Here is a 21,466-nt window from a genome sequence, read left to right on the forward strand (position 1 = left end):
CTTGAGTGTCTCGATGTAACATGCCCGATTCCCTTCGGGTAAGTGATGGCCGCCCCTTCCTTGGTTCAACTGAAAGGATGGCCGAAATACGCTGTTACATCGAGACCTCTTTTTTAAGGCAAAGAAAGGGTTAACGGCGTAGAATGGCACTGCTGGTGAAGTTGTGGGGCTCGATGTCTCGACCTCGGCGACCAGCACCAATAACGGTGGAGCCGGCTTCCGCTTTAACAATGGAGCTTCGCTCTACGATACCTCACTGGACGCCGAAAACTTCCACATCGTTGCCTGGCAGGTCGATCCCGGCCAGACGTACGCCGATGCAACGCTGTACGTCGATGGCACTCTGCCCGAGAACATCTTTAGCGGTAGCAGCAACTCCCCCACTGGCACCGCAAGCTTCACGGGGTCGAACCTGGAACTAATCCTCGGTACCGGGCGTTCCGGCGGCGGTGGCCTACTTACGACCGACATGTATAGCGGGCAACTCGCCGAGCTGCTCGTGTTTAACGAACAGCTTGACATCGGCCAAATGAATCTGGTCGCCAATTATCTGAGTTCCGAATATAACCTGCCGTTCGCGTATCAGACGAATTTCGACATCTTTTCGGTCGATGGCTTGGCCTGGGTCGGCTCTACCGGATCGTTTGATAGCCATTGGAACTCTGGCGATGGCAATCGCGGACTGGCTGCGAACAATACGAATCCCTTCGCATCGGGCGATGCGAACTTGTACTTGGCAAACGATGGCTCCGCCCTCTTCGACGCAACCACCGACGCTTCGTTGGGTAACCGCATTAACTCCCTGCGAGTTGGTACCGCTGGTAGTGGACTGCTGGTGGCCGACACCGAAGGTTCGGGCGAGCTAATCGTGAATGACAATGTCAGTTTAATCATCGGTAGCGGCGCTGCACCAAGCACCAACGCAAGCACTGGAGATCTGACGATCGGCGAGGACGGTTTTGGTGGAACGGTTACTTGGAACAGCACCGGAACCCTGAAAGTCGAAGGCAAATTCCGGATCGGCCAAGGCGGCACTGGTCTGCTGGTTCAGAACAGTGGTGTTGTCACAGCCGGTGACGTAGCAGGCAGCCTGAAGTTTGTCGCCATCGGCAATGGAGTAAACAGCTCAGGTACCTATCAACTCAACGAAGGTGAATTCCTCCCTGGCGGCGGCCCTAGCGGCTCACAACTTCGGCACCTACGAGTCGGATACAATGGCGCAACCGGCCTGCTCGAAGTAGGCGATGGCATCGGCAGCAACAACTCTGCAGTGGTCGCTACGACCGACGACCTTTACATCGGCTACGACGGGGGTAATGGTACTCTTCGCCTACATTCCGACGCTTACGTACAACTTCAGGGCAACGAAGCCCCCGTTCTCATCGGAATTAACGCGAATAGCGTCGGGCACCTGATCCAGGAAGGCGGCTTGTTTGAAAGCGATGGACTGTTTGTCGTGGGGCAAGGGATCGATGCGGTCGGAATCGTGGAAGTTACCGCTGGGCAAATGATTGCCGCGGGTGATGGAACTGCGACCCTCTCCATCGGCAGCAACGGCGGCCATGGCACTTTCCGAGTCTCCGGTAGTGGTCAAGTTACGAGCAACGACACCATGATTCTGGCCAATGGTTCGGCTGGCACCGTTGGGCGTTTGGAGATGATCGGCTCCAGCGCTTCGATCATCACCGCTCGGCTTGAGAACGTTGCCCAAGGTGGCTCCGAAATCATGCGATGGGAAGCCGACACTAACGGTATTACTTCCCTGGTGGTAACCGGCACCACTTCCAGCAGCGACGTGCAACTTCAAGCCCTGAGTGAACTCTCCGGCAACACCGGCACCAACGGCCCAGGCACCCTGCATGGCGATGGCACCGCGCTCGAGCTCGATCTCTCGGCAATAACCGCTACGCAGCAGCTTATGCTAATCGACAACCAAACCACCGAGGCGATTGTTGGTTACTTTGAGAATGGCGAGACGGGTGAGCTATACGAAGAAGGAGAGCAACTTCAGAACACTGGATTCGTGGGGAGCGTTACCATCTCTTACCTCGGTGGCGACGGCAACGATGTGGTGTTGAGCTTGCTGGCAGGCGTGGCTGGCGACTACAACAACGATGGCATCGTGAACCTGGCCGACTACACCGTTTGGCGCGACCATTTCGGCGACTCGCCCGACTCGATCCCCAACCGGAGCATCGAGCTGTGGGACACGCCGATCGGCATGGCCGACTACCAGACCTGGAAGGCGAACTTTGGACAGACGCTGACCGCATCTTCCAACGCCTCCAACGTGCCCGAACCCTCGGGCGGTTGGTTGCTCGGTTTGACGATGGCAGTGCTCGGTTTGCGCAACTGCGGAAAGTGCAGCCGCTAACAACAGCAGTTGAACAACGCCTGACAGCTAGCTAACGTCGCTCCACGCGAGACCAAATCGCGCGAGGTACTTTCGCAACCGATCCGCGTCGTTCGGCTTCGCTTTCATTGCCCGCGATACCGCGAAAAGCTTCCGACCAGCGTCCGACTGCGATTTCGACTCCCTGCATACCCGAACCACTTCGGCCAGTCCTGCCCGATCGAATCGATCAAGCTTCTCCAAATCGATTAATCCTTCGAGCACCGCTTGGTCCACGAACTTCTCACGGGGCGCGCCCCATGAGTGACGCAGCCGTTCGATTTCTTCCTCCACTAGCTCCACCGTGATTCGCCCTCCGGCCGCCAAAGTTGCCATGCGAGTAACGGCCGCATTCAGATCGCGAAAATTCGCCCGCCAGGCCGCTTCGCCCGACTGAGCAAACGCCAGGAACTTCTCGCGGGCTTCTTTATTCATGCGGACGATCGAGCCAGTCGAGGCGGCGAACTGCTGTAGTTCGTAGTCGAGATTCGGTGGAATGTCTTCTCGGCGGTCAGCCAGCCCAGGCAGGACGAACGTCCACAAGTTGATGCGGGCGAGCAAGTCCTCGCGGAACCTTCCCTCAGCGACGTCTGCCAGCAGATCGCGATTCGTGCCAGCAATCAGCTGAAAGTCGCTTTGCTGCTCCTTGTCCGCTCCTACGGGAAAGAATCGTTTCTCTTCGATCGCCCGCAAGAGCATCGCTTGTTCGTCGAGCCCCAGTTCGCCGATTTCGTCCAAGAACAACATGCCGCTGCTCGCTAATCGCAACAATCCCTCGCGCGAGTTCGTCGCTCCAGTGAAGGCTCCCTTTGCGTGCCCAAACAACGTTGACATCGATTGATCGCCCCGCAAGGTTGCGCAATTCACTTCGACGAACGGGCCATGAAGTTGTCGCCGCTGCTTCTTGAGATCATAGATCCGCCGAGCAAGTTGACTCTTCCCCGCCCCCGTTGGGCCGGTGATCAACAATGGCGACTGACTGTGGATAGCTACCTTCTCAATCCGTTCAATCAGCGCATTGAACGACGCATTCTTAGTATCGATGCCTGACTTAAGGAATGAGACGCCTTGCTGCTTTTCCAGGGCAAACCGAGCGGCCAATTGATCGTATCGCGAGAGATCGAGATCGATGAAGCGAATCGAGCCCGCTCCAACAGCCTTACGCTTAGGAGGGGAAGCCTGAAGCAACGTGCCTGGAACGTGACGCGACTCCGCTAGCAAGAACAGACAGATCTGCTGCACGTGACTGCCGGTCGTGATATTCAGCACGTACTCTTCTTCATCCGGCTGAAACGGGTACGCACCGAAGAAGCCGTGCAGCTTGCCATACACCTCTTCGAGGTCCCAAGGATCACGAAACTCCAACTCGTGAAGGTTCACCTTGGTCTCGGGCGACACGCTGCCGATGTCGTCGGTCACGAGCTGCGCCATGGTGCGATAGTTCGGCTCGTAGAGCAACTCAAATCGGTCGATCAGGTAGTCTTCGTGCTGACATATCGCCACCGTAGGACGCCACCGCAGCCATCGGCTATCCTCTCGCCCCGCATCGAGCCGAGCCCCCAGTAATCCAAAAACGATCCGTTTCATTACACCTCCACTACCCGATACATTCCTCTAATATCATATCCCACAGGATAACTACTGGTGGTTTCATTGGACAAGCTGGAAACAGCACAGATCACAAGAACACGTCTAACCCTTTACCCAGCAATCACTTACGACGTGTTCTGAAAATCGCAACCTCGTTTGGCACGCGACATGCCTTCAGGCGTTTCGAAAAGACGGCATGCAATCCTACTTGGCCCGACTGACGAGAGATTTCCCATGGCTAACAAGAACCTATTCCAATCGATCCGCGGTACTTACACCGAAAAAACCAACACTCACAACAAAGCAGGCGGACAGGCTTATCGTCGGTCCGACAAGCAGGCACTCGGCCAACTGGCCACGACCGGCTGCTTGGGAGCGACCTTCTACGCTGGAGCGCAGGAGCAGCTCGATAAGGTGCTAAAACTCTCCGAAAAGGTCGAACCCGAATTCCTCGCCCGCTTGGCCGTATACGCCCGCACCGTGGGACACATGAAAGACATGCCAGCCCTATTGTGCGCAGTGCTATCGGTTCGCTCTCCAGGCTTACTGGCAGAAGTGTTCGATCGCGTGATCGACTCCCCAAAGATGATGCGCAACTTCGTACAAATCATGCGGTCGGGTGTGGTTGGGCGTAAGAGCCTGGGCACTTTGCCAAAGCGGCTTGTGCTCGATTGGCTTGCCGCCCGAAGTGACGATCAGCTGTTCGTTGGTTCGGTCGGTGCCGATCCTTCGCTAGCCGACGTCTTGCGAATGGTCCACCCTAAACCACAAACCGCTTCGCGTGAGGCCCTTTACGGTTACCTTATCGGACGCGAGTACAGACGTGATGCATTGCCACAACTAGTGCAGCAATACGAGACCTTTAAGCGAAACACGAATCCCGGAAAGGTGATGCTTCCCGAGGTTCCTTTCCAAATGCTTACTTCGCTGCCACTTACTCCGAAGGACTGGAAGCAGATTGCCCGCCGGGCTTCCTGGCAGATGACACGGATGAACTTAAACACATTCCTCCGTCATGGAGTACTTGAGGACCGCGAAATGGTGCACTTGATTGCGAATCGGCTCCGCAACCCACGATTGATCGAAAAGGCGCGAGTCTTTCCGTATCAACTCCTTGTGGCGTACTTGAACGTCAACCGCTCGGTTCCGATCGAGATCCAAGAAGCCTTGCAGGATGCTATGGAACTGGCGATTAAGAACGCCCCGCGCGTTGCCGGAAAAGTGCATGTGTGCCCCGACGTGTCGGGGTCGATGCACTCGCCGGTTACCGGATATCGCCAGGGTTCGTCGACCGCGGTGCGATGCTTGGATGTTGCCGCCCTGGTGGCAGCAACCATTCTTCGCCAAAACCGCTCGGCGGAAGTGCTGCCCTTCAAGGAAGACATCGTGAACATTCGCATGAATGGGCGCGATTCGGTGATGACAAATGCTGAGCGGATTGCCTCGGTTTCTCCAGGGGGAACCAACTGCAGTGCACCGCTACGCGAATTGAATCGCCGAAAAGCGAAGGGCGATTTGGTGATTTTCGTTTCCGACAATGAGTCGTGGATCGATTCGCCCGGATATGGACGTTTCGGTGGAAGCCGAACCGAAACCATGAAGCAATGGTCCTTGTTCAAGTCGCGAAACCGAAAAGCCCGTTTGATTTGCATTGACCTTCAACCGTCGGTCACCATGCAGGCAAACGAGCAAGCCGACATCGTGAACGTCGGTGGCTTCAGCGACCAGGTGTTCAAGCTCATCGCCGACGTGGCGAGCGGAAAACACTCGGTGGACCACTGGATTCAACAAATCGAGTCGATTCGACTGTAAACGACATGGCCGCTTCGGTGGCGGGAGCCTCCCGCTTCCGCCACCCACCCTTTCGCTCTAACCAACTTTGGCCGAATGCTGCTGGGACTACATTAACCCATGTAACATGTCTCAACAAAACCTTGTCGGCCTCTTTTAACTTCTAAGATCTAAGATCCCTTGACCGAAATGAGTGATTTTGAGCCGTACCTCACAATCACTCAAGAATCACCCTACGAAAAGAGACAACGCAACGAATGCCGATGGAACTACATGGTTCCGAAACCCGTGGTCGTGGGTTCGAGTCCCACCGGCCCCACTCGCTAACGCAAAATGCGTACAATGGGGCCGTAGCTCAGTAGGTAGAGCACGTAAACGTTTCATCACTCCTTGTCGTTGCGTCCTTAATCCATACCAACATCACAGGATAGCAGATGCCAAAGGAACTACACTCTGAAGGCTGCGGGTTCGAATCCCGCCGATCAGCTCACCGCTGGTCGTAGCTCAACGGATAGAGCACCAGAACGTTTCTTAACCACTTGCTGCTATCATGTCTTGCCAGAAGAGACAGAGGCTCCGATGACGACAACCACTCAATCAAAATACCAGATTCTTCCTCGCGGAGAAGCGACTGCGATCCTGCCTACCGGGTCCAAGCACAGCCCGATCACCGTGATCGGCACCGAGCCAATCCGCTCGTCGTTTGATGAGCTCTGCTTGCAGCAGGCGATCAATTCTCGCACCGCGCCTGGCGTGACCAACTTGGTACTTAATCCCGATGCTCACGGTGGATACGGGGCACCTGTGGGGTGCGTGCTAGTATCGCCAACCCACGTGTACCCGGGCCCGGTCGGTGTGGATATCAAGTGCTCAATGAGCTTGCTCCAAACGAGCCTGCCAGCCGACGCAGTGATCGATAAGCAAACGCGACGGGCGTTGATCGATGCGATCTGCGAACGCACCCCAACCGGTGCTGGTAAGGGACAACGGAACGCTCCCAAGTCGCGCCATGTGGAAGAAGCTCTCGGAAAGCGAGTGCTGACCGAAGGAGCCTCGCCTGGGGTTTGTCGCGAGCTCGGTATCCCTGTGGAGTGGGCAAGTCGCTGCGAAGACTCTTTCCATGTAGGGCACGACGACTCGACCGGTGCGCTCGCATTGCGACTAGAGAAGTTGCTTCCCCATATCTATCAGTTCGATGCGAAGATCTCGCAACTCGGCTCGTACGGCGGGGGTAACCACTTTGGAGAATGTGAAGCCGTTGAGGTCGGCGACGACCAACGGTCGCGCGACATCGCGAAGACCTTTGGTTTGATCGACGGTGGCATCGCCTTCCTGTCGCATTGCGGTTCGCGAGGCATTGGGCATTCGCTAGCCACGGGCCAATTCAAGTCGCTCCAAGCCAAGTTCGAGCAGTGGGATATCCCGCTCCCGGGAAAGGATCGCGAATTGGTTTACGCCCCGCTCGGCACGCCTGAAGCCAATGCTTACCTCGACGACATGGCTTTGGGCGCCAACTTTGCGACGGTCAATCACTTGCTGATCAATGCGCTAGTGCTGGAAGCCTTTCAGGAAGTGTTGCCTGGGACTACTGGCGAGCTGGTGTATTTCATTAGCCATAACATTGCTCGCAAGGAGATTGTCGATAACCGCCCTGCGTGGGTGCATCGCAAAGGGGCGACGCGCGCGTATCCTGCAGGGCACTTCGCGCTCAAGGGGACTCCATTTGCCGAAACGGGACATCCCATCTTGCTACCGGGCAATCCGCAAGCAGGGTCGGCGGTGATGGTTGCCGAGGCAGGCGCAGAAGCAAGTTGCTACAGTGTGAACCACGGAGCAGGACGTCAACTCGGACGCAAGGCAGCCAAGCGCGAACTTGACCAGCGGCAAGTCGATCAATCGTTTGCCGATGCCGACATCTTGTCGAATTGCCGTCAATACCCAATCGACGAAGCCCCTGCGGCTTACAAGGACTTCGACGAAGTGTTGCGATCGGTCAAATCGGCTGGGCTGGCAAGCGAAGTCGCGCGATTGAAGGCTCGATTCGTGATCAAGGATGGCGACAAAGCCGACGATTAACTTGGACTCTTTGAACTCCCAGCAGCAGATACTGCAGGGAGTTCAAAGTAGGTGCATGAAGCATCGCTGGCTAACAACAAGGAGAAACACACATTGCCAAATACAGCGATTGATATCGATGGATCGCAAGGCGAGGGAGGAGGTCAGATACTCCGCTCGTCGCTTACGCTATCGATCGTAACAGGGCGGCCCGTGCATCTGACGAACATTCGCGCGGGCCGCGACAAGCCGGGACTCATGCGCCAGCATTTGACTGCGGTGCGGGCGGCTGCCGAAGTTGCTCAAGCAACTGTCGATGGAGACGACATCAAGTCGCAAACGCTGCACTTTGCTCCAACCGCCATCGCGTCGGGACAGTACCACTTTGCCATCGGCACTGCCGGAAGCGGTACGCTTGTATTGCAGACCGTGTTGCCAGCCTTGCTACTCGCCAAAGGCGATTCCGAAATCATTATCGAAGGGGGCACCCACAACCAGTGGGCCCCGCCTTTCGACTTTCTGCAGCAAGCTTACTTCCCACTGCTACGACGAATGGGAGCGGATATTTCAGTTGCTTTTCAGCGTTACGGATTCTATCCAGCCGGTGGCGGGCGATTCGAGGTCTCTATCGTGCCGCCAGCTGAACAGTTGCAAGGGCTAACACTTCTTGATCGCGGTGAAGTGCATCATCGGGCGGTCACTGCGGTGATCGCGAACTTGTCGCGAAGTATCGCCCAACGCGAACTTCAAGCAGCGGCCGAAAAACTCAACTGGCCGGGTGATTGCTATCATCTTAGCGAGGTCCGTGCTGCTGGCCCTGGCAACATTGTGATCATTGAACTGCACTGCGAGCATGTTCGCGAGGTCTTTACCGGCTTCGGACGGATCGGCGCCAAAGCCGAAGGAGTCGCTTTAGAAGCGGTAAGCGCATTGCGCGATTACCAAGCGGCTGACGTTCCGGTGGGCCCCTACTTGGCGGACCAGTTGATACTGCCGCTTAGCCTGGCGGCCTGGCAATCTGGTACCCAGAGTCAATTTCGCACAATGGCTTTAACCCGGCACTCGACCACTCACATTGATATCGTGCGACGCTTCCTAGAGATTCCTATCGATGTTGACCAGCAGGAATCTGCTATGACAGTTACCATTGGTTGATTCGGGACATGCAGCTAACTACCGACAGCTTATCTCAGTGCGACTGGCGAAGTCCGCTTACATGCTGATTGATTTTAACTAATGATTCAAGCGTTTGTGCGAGCACAAACTCGTCGTAGGTACACGTATCGGAACTTTTCCCACTCGAAGACTCAAGGCGCAAACGATCGAACTTCAGATTCGGAATTGCCTGCACCAACAAGGGTGGCGTACTGGAAAGCTCTTCTAACTCGGTATCCAACCATACCGAAACCACCGCCGCACTATCGTCGCCAAACGCCATTCGCACGGTCCAGAAATGCGATTGATTATCGATCGCAAGCGGCTGAACACCAACAAAAGCGCGATCGGTATCGAACAAATACATAGCCTCGTTACCTGGCGGGTATAGACGCACCCCCAAACCCGAAGCCCCGGAAGGTTGCCCAAAGAACACAGGCTCTTCGTCGTTTCGCTTGTCGCCATACATAAGCGACACCCCAGTCCAATCAAAACGCTGATCACTACTGAGCGACATTTGCGACCACCACGACATCCACACCTCTGAATCATCTTTACCAACGTCCCCAGAGCTATTCAATAAGCCCGCCCTTGCAAGCCGTGAACGCTCCGACACGTCCAGGTTCATGAAAACGGTTGTATTCTGCCCAATCACAAGCGACTCCGAAGCTCGTTGCGATCGCTTTATCGGCAGTAAGTCGCTCCCAAACCGGAGCGGCGATATTGCTCTAGGCGTTTCGAAACCAACTGCATAGGCTTCGCCATAAGACTCAGCATGAAATCCTTGGTAAGCCAACAACCCTTCTATTCTCAATAGCTCATAGAACGCAACCTTATCGGCGGCTTCCGCCGACCCGTGCTGCTGCTCCACACGCAACGCAACTTCGTCGGGACGGATAAACTCTCGGTCGTGCATTTGCAAATCAACGGTTTTTGGCAGTTGCCCACCTTGCTCGACTACTGCTTGATAATCAGCTTCCATCTCAATGGGGGAGATCTTCGGATCAGCCAAATCGAAAGGTTGCGAACTTAATTCAATCGCACCTTCGTAAACCGCGACGCTGGTTGTCTGCAGATCACCTACCGACACCCCAAACTCGGTGCCAGTGTCCAACACGCGTGCAGTGGGGGTCTCAACAATGAGTGCATTGGCTTGCCCACTGTTGAGTCCGACTAACTTGCCATGCTTGAGGTCTACTACCCCTTGATCATCCAGGTAAAGCGACACCGGCGCCTCGAGCACCCATTCGCTACCCGAAGGGGTAATCAATTCCACAATTCCCTCGGTTAGCTCGATCGGTTCGTTTGCATACACCGAATTGCCAACGCTGTAGTCAGTATCGCTCCGCCCGACGACTCCCAGCGACGTCTTCACCGTGGCTACAGCAATGCGGACGGGAACCTCAGGGAAAGAAGTTGCCTCGCGAATATCAGCCCCGGTAAGTGGATTGCTCGGAACCTCTCGCTCCTGCTGTGCTAGTACAGGAGTATCTGGAGAAACCGCATTGTCTCTCTGCAGCATGAGATATCCCATGCTGGCGGCAATAAGCACGGCAGCTGCAATTGCCATGCCCCAAGCAGTAGCGAATCTTGAGCGCCTAGGGGCATGCGCGACCGAAGGCTCCGATGGAACACTTGGCGAAGTCTCTTCGAGATACAACACCATGTCTGTGAGTACATGATGAAACGCCTCGTCGCGACGAGTGCTAGAATCTTCCAGCAACACGTTCAGCGAAAGTCGCCGATAGAGCGCTTCATGGGCTACCGCCATGGCGAGCAAGCAACGGCCATTTTCCTCGCCTTCGGAACACCAGCTATCCAGATCCTGCAGAAACTGAGCAGATGCAGATTGGCGACGTCCACCCTCAGGTTGCAATCCGAAACTCTCGGAAGCATCCACAAAGCCATAGAACAGGTTGAAACCTTGCATGACTGTCGGGCTGGCGTGTTGTTTGACTGAGGTTGCACATGCATTCCACAGTTTCAACCGACATTCAGCAAGCTGCGATAGCACCTTCTTTAGAGGCAAACTCAACAATCGCGAAATCTCTCCAGGAGACAATTCCAGCAGATACCTCATGCACAGCACACGCAGTGCACTAGCAGGTACATGTCGCGGAACAAAGTCTTCAACGGATTCGTAAAGTGCTACGACATCGACTGCCTCACATTCACGCAGAGATCGTTTGAGAATCGCTTCGAACTGCTGAACGCTACGATCACGCTCGGCATCTACTCCCTGCCATACAGCAAACTGTTCAACAGCGAGATTCAATGCCAAGCTACAAAAGCGATCGGGGGAGTACTCCGTTAATGGCTCATCCATCAAACCAGAACACACGGAATCAACGGCAGCCTCTGCGTCGCTCGGCAGGCGGAGCCCCATGAACAAGCAAGCACGCAGTGCGATATACACCTGCAACCACAGTTGTGCATGTAGTTCGCTGTGCTCGACTAGCTCGAACACCTGGTAGAAACTTACGTCTTCGCGTATTCCTAGCTCGCGAATAACAATGGATGCAGCAGGAATGGTGGATCCATTCACATCATGGGCCAAAGCTGGTGCAATATGCGATTGCGACGAGTATCGCCATCTCAGTTCCGAATCGATTTGCGTTAGCTCAATAAAATACTGGCGTGCATCCCTATTGTTGAGCAACAATTCGCTCAGCTTGTGTTTCGCTTCGCCATGAAGCGTTCCTAGCTGCCAGGCTTCAACCAGCCGCGGCAATTCGGGCATCGTATGAAATATCTCGTCGGGAGACATAGAGACACTTTCTTAAGTAGTGCGATGGCTAAGCAACTTGCCATTCGCGCAACTTGGCGGAAATACAACGGTGCAGCAAATGTCTTACGCGCACCATCGTTCGTTGGATTGTACGCGATGAGCTACCTAACTGCTGCGAGAGATCACTCAACGACGAGTTATCCTGATAGCGCAACTCTACCACCTTGCGATCTGCACCGGGTAGCTTCTCGATACACAAATCGAGTGCTTCGCGACGGAATTCAAACAACTTGGTATCTTCCATCATCTGTTCTGCTAACAGATCGAGCACTTCGTCGTTGAACCACAGTTTGTCCGACGCTGCCTTGCGACGATGACGTAGCACCTGGATATGGGCAACACCACATGCCCAGGGGAAGAAATCACGGCTACTATCGTACTGGTCTCGCTTCTCCCACAAAGCAAGACTGGTCTCTTGTAGAATGTCGTCGGCATCCGCGTACGTCGGAACGAGCGACTTAATGAACGCATGCAAATACCGCTGATGCTTAGCCATCGCTTGGATGAACACCGCCTCAGGAGTCGGATCGCTTGGTGAACGACTGTTTGCCATTTACTCGATGTTCCTGTCGGCCGGAAGAAGCCAAGATGGCGCATCACTTGTGCGCCGGACACTTTGGTGTAGCACTAGATGAGTTTCCTACACCCCGCTGCTCTTATCATAGTGGTCGGGTGCTGCGCGTCCAGGCGGATTTCTGGATGGTTTTGCGAGTGCGTTTTGCCTCTGTTCCATCGCAAAGTACGACCACAATGTCTTCAATGGACAACCAGCTGACAGACCATAAGGACAACAATACTTGGAGTGCGCACTCCCTACCTGGCCCCCTTCCGCGGGGACCGGCATCAGCCCATATCACCTCAAAAAACGAGAGAAAATCAAAGAAGAATAAAAAATCGTCGGTTTTAAGGATTTTCCATGTCGCATCTCCAGGATGAGTTGCGGAGAATTGATAGCAGGCTTTTCTTCTGCCAGGGCATGGGCCCAGGCAGACTGAGACCTCTTTTCGAGTAAATGACCACTCAATACAGGCGTATGTGGTGCATTCATTTGCCGTTGATTCAACGAATGCCCTTGGCTTGTTAGAGTGTGTCGAACACATGTGAGTTGGACCACTAAGGCGGTCTTTTCACCAACGGAGTTTCGTGTCTGGTTTTTCGCATAGATCATTCGTAGACGGTTTCCTCTTTTCAGTATTTCAGCTGCCCAAGGTATTGATCGGTGCTTTCCTGCCCCGCCTTGGTGATGCGCTGGTAGGTCGAAAAGATGGCACACTTCTCTGCGGCCGATCTGAATTCAAACACGCATTACAACCAGGAGTTTTCTGATGACGAGGTTATTGGCTTGGCTAGCACTGGCTGCTTTCACATGCGTGACGAGTAATTCAGCATTGGCTGTAATCGTCGCCAGCGACCATTTTACAGCAGAGGGTGGCGGCATTGGTTTTGCTGCCGCCGACGACTGGGGCAACTTAAGTAATGGAGTAAGCACTACCGAGGTCGCTAGTCCCGCGTTCCGGGCACTCGATCCGCCTATTGATGCTGTAGGCCTCTCTTCCGGCTCCGTTTATGTATCATTCGATTTCGCCAGCAACCAAGCAGTGAACTGGGGCGGTTTGGCCTTCTTCGAAGGCATCGACGGCGGCGACGAAACCCTCTTCGTCGGCATGCCAAATGGCCGACAGAACTTCGGCATCGATCTTAAGGGCGGACAAGGCGTGCTCGACTCCGGCGTACCCATTGATGGCCAAATGCACCGAATTGTGATGCAAATTGAGTTTGGCGCCAGCAACGATACCTATCGGATGTGGGTCGATAATCTCAACCAGTCTCTCCCTAATAACGAAATCACCCTCGATGGGTTTGTGGTAGATGATGCTTGGCAATCGGTTCGCGTTGCTTCCGACACCGGGGCCGGAACTTTTGTAACTGTCGACAATCTGGTAATCGCCGATTCGGCAGCCAGTGCAGGTTTAACTTCGGCCACCAATGCTTCGCTCACCATTAATCGCTCGACTGGCGAGATTTCGCTGGCGAGCAGCTCCAGCCTATCGAATGTTGTTGGTTATACCCTACGTTCTGGAGTTGGAGCTTTTGATCAAGCTGCCTGGACCACGATCGATGGACGCGACGCGACCGATGCTACTCCGGCAGGCGATGGTAGCGTCGATAACGACGACTGGGACGTCTTGAGTCCTGCGGATAGTAGCACAGTGCTCAGCGAAAGCACGGTTGACACGACTCCTGGTGATGGACTGACACTCACCTCTTCGGCACTTAGCCTGGGAAATGCCTGGCAGCCGAGCCCTTACGAGGATGTATTTGCGACTCTTCTTATCGACAACAATGGCACCATTACCCCCATGGGGGTGAATGTGTCGTACACCGGATCTGAAATCATCGCTGGCGACCTTGACGCAGATGGTGACATCGATCTCGACGACTGGAGTTCCTTCAAAGCTGGTCAAGGCACGGTAAGCAACGCGATGACCACGCTCGAAGCCTATCGCCTCGGCGATATGGACGGCAACCGTGTTCACAATCTTGACGACTTCGACCTGTTTGCCGAAGCGTTTGACACCGCGAATGGTGCTGGCTCCTTTGCTGCGGCAGTCTCTGGAGTACCAGAACCCTCGTCGATTGCTCTGCTAGGCATTTGTGCTGGCCTAGTTCTCGGCATTCGTCGCCGCAGTGCCATCATCGCTTCGATGGTAGCAGTGACTCTTACCTTGATTGGTCTTAGCTCTTCGGCCCAAGCGGTGATTTATGCTTCGGACGACTTCGAAGCTGATGGCTCTGGTACAGGTTGGGCGATTGGTGACATCTGGGAAACTCGCGACGCAGGTGGATTCCTCTCGACCTACGCCAATGGTGGTGGCAACACTTTCAGCAGTCGCAACTTTGCTACCCCTATCGATGCCCAAAACTCGCTTACTTACATTCGCTTTGACTATCGTCAAGAAGAAGGTAACGGCGACAACTGGGGCGGTTTCGCTTTCTTCGAAGGACTCGACGCCAGTGCCGACGAATCCTATTTTGCCGGAGCCAACCCTGGCGGCACGAACAACTACGGTTTTGATGTGAAAGGAAGCGGTGGGCTTCTCGACTCGCTGATCTCCTTCAATGCTCAAAATCATACGGTTATAGGTTCGATCGACCAAACCGGTGCTGACACGATCTACAAAATCTGGATCGACAACTTCGATGTGAACTCTCCCAACAACACGGTGACTGTTGCCGGTCAGAACGCCATCGATGCCCCGTGGCAGTCCCTCCGTTTCAGCGGCGGCGGCGCTCATGAGATTGCTGACAACCTGCTGATCACCGATGGTGCTGAGGAAAGCTTGATTTTCGATGCTCCTCTGCTGGAAACTTTGAACCTGCTTGTGAATAAGGCGACCGGTGAGGTAACCATCGAGAACAACACCGGCGGTAGCGTGAATCTCAGTGCCTACTCGATCTCCAGTGCTTCGGGCTCGCTCGACACCGGTGCGACGGTCGGTGACTTCAATGCGGATGGATCGGTCGATCTCGCTGACTATACGGTCTGGCGAGATAACCTCGGCGGTGATTCCTCCGTGCTGAATGGCAATGGTTCGGGCAGTTCGATTGTCACCCGAACCGACTACAACATCTGGAAAGCAAACTTTGGTGGTGTCGACACCGGCGGCGAAGGCTGGGACAGCCTGGCTGATCGCGATACTCCCGTGGCTGGCTTCCCTCAGAGCGCCGGTGATGGCACAGGCTGGGAAACCGGCGATGGTGCCAGCTTGTTCGAATTGGAAGAGTATCGACTCATTGGTGAATCCACCATGTCGACGACTCCTATTTCGCTCGGTGCCGCCTACGCGGGCGGTGTTGATGGTCCCAACGACTTGTCCTTCTCATATCGCAGTGGTGGCGAGATCCTGTACGGTTCGATCCGATACACCACCACAGTTCCGACTTTGAGTACGGCCAACGTACCCGAGCCGAGCACACTAGCCTTGCTAGTATTGGCCGGAGCCACCTTGCTGATCGCCAAGCGATCAGCCTGATGCTCCGACAGGTGTCCGGTGGCTACGCGTTGGGCAGTCGCGTAGTCACCGGAACCACTTTTGCAACCGATATTGCTCATCTAATTACCACAAGGAACGGAAAGATATGAACTGTCTCATTCGTAGCGACTGGCATACTCGCTTCCACGGCAAGGATTGTCGATCTACTCATTCGTCCAAAGCTTTTACGCTCGTTGAACTGCTGGTGGTGATTGCCATCATCGGCATTCTGGTCGCCCTGCTCTTGCCGGCCGTGCAATCGGCTCGCGAAGCAGCCCGCCGTGCCGAGTGCAAAAACAAGCTGAAGCAACTCGGGCTGGCCGCCATCAACCATCACGACGTACAGGGGCATTTCCCCACCGGCGGTTGGGGATGGCGTTACGCTGGCGATGCCGACGGAGGATACGGAGAGAAGCAGCCAGGCGGCTGGTACTTCAACATCCTCGAGTACTGCGAGAATGGCCAAATTCGCGACATGGCCAGCGATGGCGACTATAGCACTGTAAGCGCCAATCAAAAGGCATTGGCCAAGCAACGCATCGAAACGACCGTCGACCTGTTTATCTGCCCTTCGCGTCGTGGAGGGGGAGTGTATCCCTACATCCGCACCGATGGCAGCGAGTACTACAATGCCGACCGTCCTGAAGTCCTGGGACGCAACGACTTCGCAGCCAACTCTGGGAGTCTCTTCCCTGGATCTATCTGGGAAGGTCCTCGCCAACGCGGTTCGATGATGCCCGCTGTTCCGGAATATACGAATTTCACGACCTATTCCACTACTCAAGGTTACTACACTACCCGCGGTAATGGGGTTGTGCTTGGGCTTAGCGAAGTTCGTATGGCGCAGATCACCGATGGCTCGTCGCAGGTACTCTTGATTGGCGAAAAACACATCCCCTATGGCGAGTACGACACCGGAACCTTTCCCGGTAACGACCAAGGTTGGGATCTCGGCTTCGACACCGACGTGAATCGCTGGACGAAGTTCCCTCCACTGTCCGATTCGGTTGACTTCCCCAGCAACATCACCGGCGATAATCGCGTTTCGATTTTCGGTAGTGCTCATCCAGCGGGATGCCAATTCGTACTGTGTGATGGATCGGTCCATACAATTACGTATGATGTCGATCCGGTGACCTATGCCCGCTTGGGTTCGATTGCCGACGGCGAGATTCTGCCTAGCGATTTCTAATGTCACCGATCGTTCCTCTGGTATTCGTACGCATGAGTAACAAGCACTTGCAACGAGAATCGTATTGAGATGCAATCGAACACCTTGTAGTCAAGTAAAGACATAAGCAGAGAGCATTAGCACCGAGGCGCGTACTGTTAGTGATCACCTTTGATGATTTGCCTTTTCAACTTTGGAGTAATGTCTCATGAAATCAACGAGTCGATACCTTTTTCTTTTGTTCACAGCGGTAACGCTCGCCGCCGCTGCGCCTGCCTCGGCCGATTTGGTTGCCGCAGATGATTTTGATGATGCCGATGCCACTCTCCTCGACGGTAAAGCTGCCGACGTTGGAGGTAATTGGCGTGTTACCCAAGGGGGCGACAGCCTTGCTGTGCAAGGGGGAGCGCTCGATACCACTGGTGGTGGTCGCACCGCGTACCTCGATTTCGCTGAAGGCAAGGTCCTCGGCGCAGGCGAACTGCTGACCATGGAAGTCACGACGCTTAGTCCTTCAGGCAACAATTTCTTCAGCGGTGGATACGCAGGTTTCTCCTTCTTTCAGGGGGACGATGGTTCCGAAGTCATGTTCATCGGCGATACCGGCGGTGGAGAATTCTGGGGAATCGATCAGGCGGTTGTTGGTTCCACCACTCTCTCCAGCAACAACGATCCCGAAGCCACTGCCGTGTTCACCTACGCTTTCGACTCTGGGGATTACTCGCTGTCGATCGACGGAGTTACCGAACTTTCGGGCACCGGTACCCCGAACCTGGCGGTCGATCGTTTCCGCTTCGTCAACGGCAACGGGGGCGACCTGATCATGGACTCGCTCTCGGTCGATATCTCGACTCAAGTTCCCGAGCCAGCGTCGGTTTGCCTGCTGGCAGTCGCAGCAGCTGGACTGGCATTTGCCGCCAAGCGTCGAGCTGCTTGATCGACTCCGTTGACTGACACACAACTTTCGCAGCCTCGCCATCCTCCCCAGGTTGGCGAGGCTGTTTTCGTTTACGGAATTCACTATTCCCGCCCGCCAGATGTGCGACTTATTGGCAATAGATTCCCAATGTTCCCACCGATGGGAAAATTGAATCGGCGTGCACTCTACAAAACCAGGGGGTTTCGCTCTCGAATAGATTCCCATTTCCCAAAACGCATCGAGTGGGAATCTATTTTCGCGGTGGGAATCAATCGTAAGTCGTTGGTGAACAATAAGTTGCATTAACACCTCCACGATAGTTACCCAAAATAGATTCCCACCCATGGGAAACTATTTTGGAGGGAAGTTGGGATTCAGGGGGCGGGGATTTCGGACTGCGTATTGGAAATTGCGGGATGGTGTAATGTTATCTGAAGGAGCTTCCAGCGACTGAAAGATCTGGCCTACTGGTGACAGCTTAAAGCCTGCAGCTCTGACAACCGCGCAGCAGCGAGCCCCACGCAAGCAACTATGCGGCTGCGCGTCGATGCTGTCATTCGATAGAACTCACCGTCGGCTACCCCATTCCATCCTCCAATAACGAACAACTGACAATACCAAACGGACGATACACCACCTGTTCATTAGATCACATGCAGTGGCCAATTACCACTAAATAGTCACTAGATTTTTATCCAGAAATCTCATCGTCCGGCCCCATTTCCTGCACGGAACATAGATCGGTAACTGACGATCGCGACTAGTTGAACAGAGCTTAGTTAGAGACCGGTTCTACGCAAATCACCTGTGATAAGCTGCGAATGTAAATTCGCTTCCCCACGTAGGCAGGCGTGGCGTAGACTCGCTGGCCGAGGTCGATGGTGGCCAGCTCTTCGAAATCGCGTCCCATGTTCAACACCCGCAAGACGCCCGCGAGATCGAACAGGAACACACGATCTCCGACTAAGATAGGAGAGCTGGTAAATCCCTGATTGAACTCATGTTCCCAGACAACTTCGCCCGTTTTCAGGTCGAGGCAACTCACCACTCCAAAGGCGGTTGGTATCAACAACCATTCGTCGTTGGCCACGGGACTTGTAGCATCTGGCAAGGCATCGCTGTATTGCCAGAGGATGCGAGGTGTAGAATCGGTCGCTGGCAGTTCGATGGCCGAACCGTCGGTCATGTCGTTGCCAACAAATAACACCCCTCCACCATAGGCAGGAGAAGCAGCCACTTCCGCATCGAGACATTCCAAATGCCAAAGATGCTTACCATCTTCAGGAGCATAGCCATCGACCGACTTACAGTTCGTTAGAACAAGTTCCCTCCGCCCTTGATGCTCGATAAGAATCGGCGAGGTCCAAGAGATTTCGTTACGATCCACTTCCCAGGCAATCTCGCCCGATGCCAAATTGATTGCCAGAAGCTTCGAATGCTCCCATTGATCGAACTGCACAAACAATAGCTCACCATAACACAACAGCGACGACGCATGGCCATAGTGATTGTCGGGCACGCCCAAGCTCTTGGCCCACTTTCGGGTACCGTCGAAATCGCAGCACACAAGCTCGCCAGTAGCAAAAATGGCCGCTACGTAGTGGCCATTAGTCGCTGGCGTAGGAGCCGCAAAACCGGTTTCTTGGAGTACGTTGGGGAGTTCTTCGGTTGGATCATCACTCCCCAACAGCTCCACATCATGCTGCCAGAGCAATGCACCAGTGTCGGCATTCAAGCAGTAAACCTGACGGGTATCGTCGTCGGCCCCCGTTAGAAATACCTTTTGCTCCCACACCACCGGCGAGCTCATGCCATGCTTTGGGAGTTCGATGCTCCATTTGACTCCTTTCCCTTCAGCGACATCCCAGTCGATCGGAGGAGTCGCCGTAGGAGCCCGCCCAAGCCCATCTGGCCCGCGAAAGTTGGGCCAGTTTTGCAGCACTTGGTCACGAGAAATGGTGGGAACCGGTTCCGACACTTCCTGGCCGGATGGCATTTCTTGAGGGGAGCAGCCAAGCAACACGCCGGTAAACAGAGTGATTCCCCACAACAACTGACAGCGCACCCGTCGCATCGGCTCGTTCCTTCACAGCTCGTGATTACTCAGCTACACGCACGCATTTCAATTCGCTTTGGTCGCGGATCAGCAACTTGCCATCCGCCAGCGCGAGAGGTGCCCAGTTTTGCGAACGCCCCCCTCCTCTTCCGCCGAAACCTCCGCCAGAGCTTCCCCCACCGAGCATTTCGGCCGCTGCTAGCTGCTTAAACTCCTTGGGATCGGGATCGATCAGATAAAGCGTTTGCGATCCATCGGTAGCGAGTATGACTCCATCAACCAGTATCATGCTTCCCTTGTCGAAATTGGGTCTTCGTTTCGTCTTCCACATGATATTGCCATCCATGTCCATACAAACAAGTCCATCCCGGCGACTGTTTGTGCCGTACTGGGCATAAAAGTATCCATCGTGCAGGATCGGCGGTTTCGTTTGATCACCAAACTCTTCGGTGGTAAATAGTCCACTCGTCTGATAGGAACCATCGTCCTGCTTATCGACATGAATCATCGTGGCCCCCAGTTCGTACCCACCCACGACGAGCACCCGATTTTCTCCCGCATCCACCGCACTTGGCACAGGAATATGGCAGTGCCACTTCTCGTATTGCCAGAGAATCGCCCCCGACTTTGGATGCATGCCAACGATCTTGCCCATTTCGTTTTCGTCAGGGCTTGTTCGCCGGAATGGATTGGTGGACGGGGTTACCATCACCACATGGTCTTCACCGTCGATGTGAACGATACTGGGGCTCACGTACCCGACGTAGCCAAGCGAGGGGGTCTTCCACGCAATCTCTCCTGTGAGCTTGTGGTAAGCGACAACGCCTGCTTCGGGGGCTTGCGAGGCAACGATCAGCAAGTCGCCATACACCAAGGGATTCTGCGTAATCGCCCAAATCGGAAACCGGCTGGCGGGTCCCGGACCACGCGGATAGCCTTCGCCAAGTTCGCCACCGAAGTCGGTCCAGATGTTCTTGTTCCACACTGGCAGGTGGGTGGTGAGATCGACGCAATAGAGATCTCCATTGTGCCCGCAGGTATAGATATAGTTGCCATCGACCGTCGGTACGCTCCGAGAACCAGGGAAACTAACCGATCCTGGGGCCTCGTAAGAGAAGGTCCACCGTTCTTCCCCGGTTGCGAATGAGAAGCAGCGAGCGTATCCCCTACTTCATCGTCACGATCGAGCAAGTAGACTTTGCCATCACTCACGACTGGGCCGCCGAAACCAGGCTCGACCTTGGCGGTCCACACAACCTCAGGGCCAGTTTCGGGCCACGATCGCAGGATGCCAGTTTCGGAAGAGGTAGAATCTCGGTTCGGCCCCAAATACTGCGGCCATTCCTCGGCTCGCACATTGTAGGCAACGAACAGAACAGCAATCGTTGCCAATCGTATCACGTGTTTCATTGTTCCTGGCTTTCTCGTTCTCACTTACTAGGTGAAGGCGCAGACCATCCTCTGAGGATGAAACCCGCCATCCCCCCGGTGGTTTCGCAACTTGCGCAACAACGC

At 54.8% G+C, this 21,466-nt stretch carries 11 protein-coding genes, 1 tRNA gene and 1 pseudogene; 8 read left to right on the forward strand and 5 right to left on the reverse strand.

Annotated features, from left to right (window positions below):
* Positions 1 to 163: 163 nt before the first annotated feature.
* Positions 164 to 2,374 carry a hypothetical protein gene (locus Pan181_RS13445; protein ID WP_145247310.1) on the forward strand — a complete coding sequence of 737 codons (2,211 nt, stop codon included), beginning with the start codon at positions 164 to 166 and terminating at the stop codon, positions 2,372 to 2,374.
* 27 nt (positions 2,375 to 2,401) lie between these two features.
* Here the strand turns inward: Pan181_RS13445 and rtcR are convergent, their stop codons facing one another.
* Positions 2,402 to 3,979, reverse strand: a complete 1,578-nt coding sequence (gene rtcR, locus Pan181_RS13450; RefSeq protein ID WP_145247311.1) for an RNA repair transcriptional activator RtcR — start codon at positions 3,977 to 3,979, stop codon at positions 2,402 to 2,404.
* A 237-nt stretch (positions 3,980 to 4,216) separates the two neighbouring features.
* On the opposite strand from rtcR, the gene Pan181_RS13455 reads away from it, so the two are divergent.
* The 4 genes from Pan181_RS13455 (at position 4,217) to rtcA (ending at position 8,983) form a co-directional block, all read left to right on the forward strand.
* On the forward strand, positions 4,217 to 5,794 hold the full coding sequence (locus Pan181_RS13455; protein WP_145247312.1) for a TROVE domain-containing protein: 1,578 nt from the start codon (positions 4,217 to 4,219) through the stop codon (positions 5,792 to 5,794).
* A gap of 328 nt (positions 5,795 to 6,122) precedes the next feature.
* Positions 6,123 to 6,258, forward strand: a tRNA-OTHER gene (locus Pan181_RS26140).
* A gap of 94 nt (positions 6,259 to 6,352) precedes the next feature.
* Positions 6,353 to 7,849, forward strand: coding sequence for an RtcB family protein (locus tag Pan181_RS13460; RefSeq protein WP_145247313.1), 1,497 nt, complete (start codon positions 6,353 to 6,355; stop codon positions 7,847 to 7,849).
* Positions 7,850 to 7,942: 93 nt separating this feature from the next.
* A complete protein-coding gene (gene rtcA / locus Pan181_RS13465) occupies positions 7,943 to 8,983 on the forward strand; it encodes an RNA 3'-terminal phosphate cyclase (RefSeq protein WP_231943583.1) in 1,041 nt (346 codons plus the stop codon).
* Positions 8,984 to 9,017: 34 nt separating this feature from the next.
* Here rtcA and Pan181_RS13470 read toward each other — a convergent pair whose 3' ends face one another.
* On the reverse strand, positions 9,018 to 11,750 hold the full coding sequence (locus tag Pan181_RS13470; protein WP_145247314.1) for a FecR domain-containing protein: 2,733 nt from the start codon (positions 11,748 to 11,750) through the stop codon (positions 9,018 to 9,020).
* A 28-nt stretch (positions 11,751 to 11,778) separates the two neighbouring features.
* On the reverse strand, positions 11,779 to 12,324 hold the full coding sequence (locus Pan181_RS13475) for a sigma-70 family RNA polymerase sigma factor (RefSeq protein ID WP_145247315.1): 546 nt from the start codon (positions 12,322 to 12,324) through the stop codon (positions 11,779 to 11,781).
* A gap of 772 nt (positions 12,325 to 13,096) precedes the next feature.
* Here Pan181_RS13475 and Pan181_RS13480 point away from each other — a divergent pair.
* From Pan181_RS13480 to Pan181_RS13490, 3 genes are all read left to right on the forward strand, one after another.
* Positions 13,097 to 15,805, forward strand: coding sequence for a PEP-CTERM sorting domain-containing protein (locus Pan181_RS13480; RefSeq protein WP_145247316.1), 2,709 nt, complete (start codon positions 13,097 to 13,099; stop codon positions 15,803 to 15,805).
* Between the two features lie 106 nt (positions 15,806 to 15,911).
* Positions 15,912 to 16,997 carry a DUF1559 domain-containing protein gene (locus tag Pan181_RS13485; protein ID WP_145247317.1) on the forward strand — a complete coding sequence of 362 codons (1,086 nt, stop codon included), beginning with the start codon at positions 15,912 to 15,914 and terminating at the stop codon, positions 16,995 to 16,997.
* Between the two features lie 187 nt (positions 16,998 to 17,184).
* Positions 17,185 to 17,913: a PEP-CTERM sorting domain-containing protein gene (locus tag Pan181_RS13490; protein WP_145247318.1), complete on the forward strand. Its 729-nt coding sequence runs from the start codon at positions 17,185 to 17,187 to the stop codon at positions 17,911 to 17,913.
* A 757-nt stretch (positions 17,914 to 18,670) separates the two neighbouring features.
* On the opposite strand, the gene Pan181_RS13495 is transcribed toward Pan181_RS13490, so the two are convergent.
* Together Pan181_RS13495 and Pan181_RS13500 are read right to left on the reverse strand one after the other, a co-directional pair.
* Complete coding sequence (locus Pan181_RS13495; protein ID WP_145247319.1) at positions 18,671 to 19,969, reverse strand: outer membrane protein assembly factor BamB family protein; 1,299 nt, start codon at positions 19,967 to 19,969, stop codon at positions 18,671 to 18,673.
* 25 nt (positions 19,970 to 19,994) lie between these two features.
* A pseudogene (locus Pan181_RS13500) lies at positions 19,995 to 21,104 on the reverse strand (outer membrane protein assembly factor BamB family protein); the annotation flags it as partial.
* Positions 21,105 to 21,466: the final 362 nt, after the last annotated feature.

Source organism: Aeoliella mucimassa, assembly GCF_007748035.1.
GTDB lineage: Bacteria > Planctomycetota > Planctomycetia > Pirellulales > Lacipirellulaceae > Aeoliella > Aeoliella mucimassa.

Coding starts and splice junctions, on each gene's coding strand:
- rtcR (WP_145247311.1), bottom strand. CDS start 3,979: ATGAAACGGATCGTTTTTGGATTACTGGGGGCTCGGCTCGATGCGGGG.
- Pan181_RS13455 (WP_145247312.1), top strand. CDS start 4,217: ATGGCTAACAAGAACCTATTCCAATCGATCCGCGGTACTTACACCGAA.
- Pan181_RS13460 (WP_145247313.1), top strand. CDS start 6,353: ATGACGACAACCACTCAATCAAAATACCAGATTCTTCCTCGCGGAGAA.
- Pan181_RS13470 (WP_145247314.1), bottom strand. CDS start 11,750: ATGTCTCCCGACGAGATATTTCATACGATGCCCGAATTGCCGCGGCTG.
- Pan181_RS13475 (WP_145247315.1), bottom strand. CDS start 12,324: ATGGCAAACAGTCGTTCACCAAGCGATCCGACTCCTGAGGCGGTGTTC.
- Pan181_RS13480 (WP_145247316.1), top strand. CDS start 13,097: ATGACGAGGTTATTGGCTTGGCTAGCACTGGCTGCTTTCACATGCGTG.
- Pan181_RS13485 (WP_145247317.1), top strand. CDS start 15,912: ATGAACTGTCTCATTCGTAGCGACTGGCATACTCGCTTCCACGGCAAG.
- Pan181_RS13490 (WP_145247318.1), top strand. CDS start 17,185: ATGAAATCAACGAGTCGATACCTTTTTCTTTTGTTCACAGCGGTAACG.
- Pan181_RS13495 (WP_145247319.1), bottom strand. CDS start 19,969: ATGCGACGGGTGCGCTGTCAGTTGTTGTGGGGAATCACTCTGTTTACC.